The 2,612-nt window shown below is 57.2% G+C and carries 2 rRNA genes (1 of these 2 running past the window's edge); both read right to left on the bottom strand.

The window, feature by feature from the left end:
* Window positions 1–46 precede the first annotated feature (46 nt).
* Window positions 47–163: ribosomal RNA gene (gene rrf, locus ABZV78_RS31280) — 5S ribosomal RNA — on the bottom strand.
* A gap of 74 nt (window positions 164–237) precedes the next feature.
* Window positions 238–2,612, bottom strand: a 23S ribosomal RNA gene (locus ABZV78_RS31275) (it continues 833 nt past the right edge of the window).

Here is a 2,612-nt window from a genome sequence, read left to right as displayed (position 1 = left end):
AAACGCAGTCAGGGCCACCCCGAAGGGTGGCCCTGACTGGAAGATTGTCCGGCGGTGTCCTACTCTCCCACACCCTCCCGAGTGCAGTACCATCGGCGCTGGAGGGCTTAGCTTCCGGGTTCGGAATGTTGCCGGGCGTTTCCCCTCCGCCATGACCGCCGTAACTCTATGAACATGTCAAAACAACCGATGGTTGTTCGCTCGTTCAGAGTTGCACAGTGGACGCGTAGCAGCTTAGTAGTCAAGTCCTCGGCCTATTAGTACCGGTCAACTGAACCCGTTACCGGGCTTACATTTCCGGCCTATCAACCCAGTCGTCTAGCTGGGGGCCTTACCCCACAAATGTGGGTGGGATACCTCATCTTGAAGCGAGCTTCCCGCTTAGATGCTTTCAGCGGTTATCCCTTCCGAACGTAGCTAACCAGCCGTGCCCCTGGCGGGACAACTGGCACACCAGAGGTTCGTCCGTCCCGGTCCTCTCGTACTAGGGACAGCCCTTCTCAAGTATCCTACGCGCACGGCGGATAGGGACCGAACTGTCTCACGACGTTCTAAACCCAGCTCGCGTACCGCTTTAATGGGCGAACAGCCCAACCCTTGGGACCTGCTACAGCCCCAGGATGCGACGAGCCGACATCGAGGTGCCAAACCATCCCGTCGATATGGACTCTTGGGGAAGATCAGCCTGTTATCCCCGGGGTACCTTTTATCCGTTGAGCGACACCGCTTCCACATGCCAGTGCCGGATCACTAGTCCCGACTTTCGTCCCTGCTCGACCTGTCAGTCTCACAGTCAAGCTCCCTTGTGCACTTGCACTCAACACCTGATTGCCAACCAGGCTGAGGGAACCTTTGGGCGCCTCCGTTACCCTTTAGGAGGCAACCGCCCCAGTTAAACTACCCACCAGACACTGTCCCTGAACCGGATAACGGTCCGAAGTTAGATACCCAAATCAACCAGAGTGGTATTTCAAGATTGCCTCCCCACCAACTGGCGTTGATGGTTCACCGGCTCCCACCTATCCTACACAAGCTAACTCAAGTACCAATGTCAAGCTATAGTAAAGGTCCCGGGGTCTTTCCGTCCTGCCGCGCGTAACGAGCATCTTTACTCGTAGTGCAATTTCGCCGGGCCTGTGGTTGAGACAGTGGGGAAGTCGTTACGCCATTCGTGCAGGTCGGAACTTACCCGACAAGGAATTTCGCTACCTTAGGATGGTTATAGTTACCACCGCCGTTTACTGGCGCTTAAGTTCTCCGCTTCGCCCCGAAGAGCTAACAGGTCCCCTTAACGTTCCAGCACCGGGCAGGCGTCAGTCCATATACATCGAATTACTTCTTCGCATGGACCTGTGTTTTTAGTAAACAGTCGCTTCCCCCTGCTCTCTGCGGCCATACAACGCTCCACCCGCGCGGGGCTTCACGTCTCCGGCCCCCCTTCTCCCTAAGTTACGGGGGCAATTTGCCGAGTTCCTTAACCACAGTTCGCCCGATCGCCTCGGTATTCTCTACCTGACCACCTGTGTCGGTTTGGGGTACGGGCCGCTAAGAACTCGCTAGAGGCTTTTCTCGGCAGCATAGGATCACTGACTTCACCTGAATCGGCTCGGCATCACGTCTCAGCCTATATGCGCCGCGGATTTGCCTACGGCACGGCCTACACGCTTACCCCGGCACAACCACCGGCCGGGCTCAGCTACCTTCCTGCGTCACCCCATCGCTTGACTACTACCCGCCAGGTTCCCACGCTCGCCTCGTTCGGTCCGAAGACCTCCCGAGGTTCGGGTGGTTAGCACAACGAGGTTCGTCAGGGTCGCTCTTTCGCGGGTACGGGAATATCAACCCGTTGTCCATCGACTACGCCTCTCGGCCTCGCCTTAGGTCCCGACTCACCCAGGGCGGATTAGCCTGGCCCTGGAACCCTTGGTCATCCGGCGGAAGGGTTTCTCACCCTTCTTTCGCTACTCATGCCTGCATTCTCACTCGTGCCGCGTCCACAACTAGGTCACCCCGTTGCTTCACTCGCGGCACGACGCTCCCCTACCCATCCACACACCTGCACAAGGAATCAAGTCCAAGCGAGGTTGAAATGTGAATGCCACAGCTTCGGCGGTGTGCTTGAGCCCCGCTACATTGTCGGCGCGGAACCACTTGACCAGTGAGCTATTACGCACTCTTTAAAGGGTGGCTGCTTCTAAGCCAACCTCCTGGTTGTCTATGCGACCCCACATCCTTTTCCACTTAGCACACGCTTAGGGGCCTTAGCTGGTGATCTGGGCTGTTTCCCTCTCGACTACGAAGCTTATCCCCCGCAGTCTCACTGCCGCGCTCTCACTTACCGGCATTCGGAGTTTGGCTGATTTCGGTAAGCTTGTGGGCCCCCTAGACCATCCAGTGCTCTACCTCCGGCAAGAAACACGCGACGCTGCACCTAAATGCATTTCGGGGAGAACCAGCTATCACGGAGTTTGATTGGCCTTTCACCCCTAACCACAGGTCATCCCCCAACTTTTCAACGTTGGTGGGTTCGGCCCTCCACGCGGTCTTACCCGCGCTTCAGCCTGCCCATGGCTAGATCACTCCGCTTCGGGTCTAGAGCATGCGACTAAAGG

Origin of the sequence: Micromonospora sp. NPDC004540 (assembly GCF_040610095.1) — a bacterium.
Taxonomy (GTDB): Bacteria; Actinomycetota; Actinomycetes; order Mycobacteriales; family Micromonosporaceae; genus Micromonospora.
Note: the sequence above shows the minus strand (reverse complement) of the source record. Positions and strands in the feature narration are given on the sequence as shown.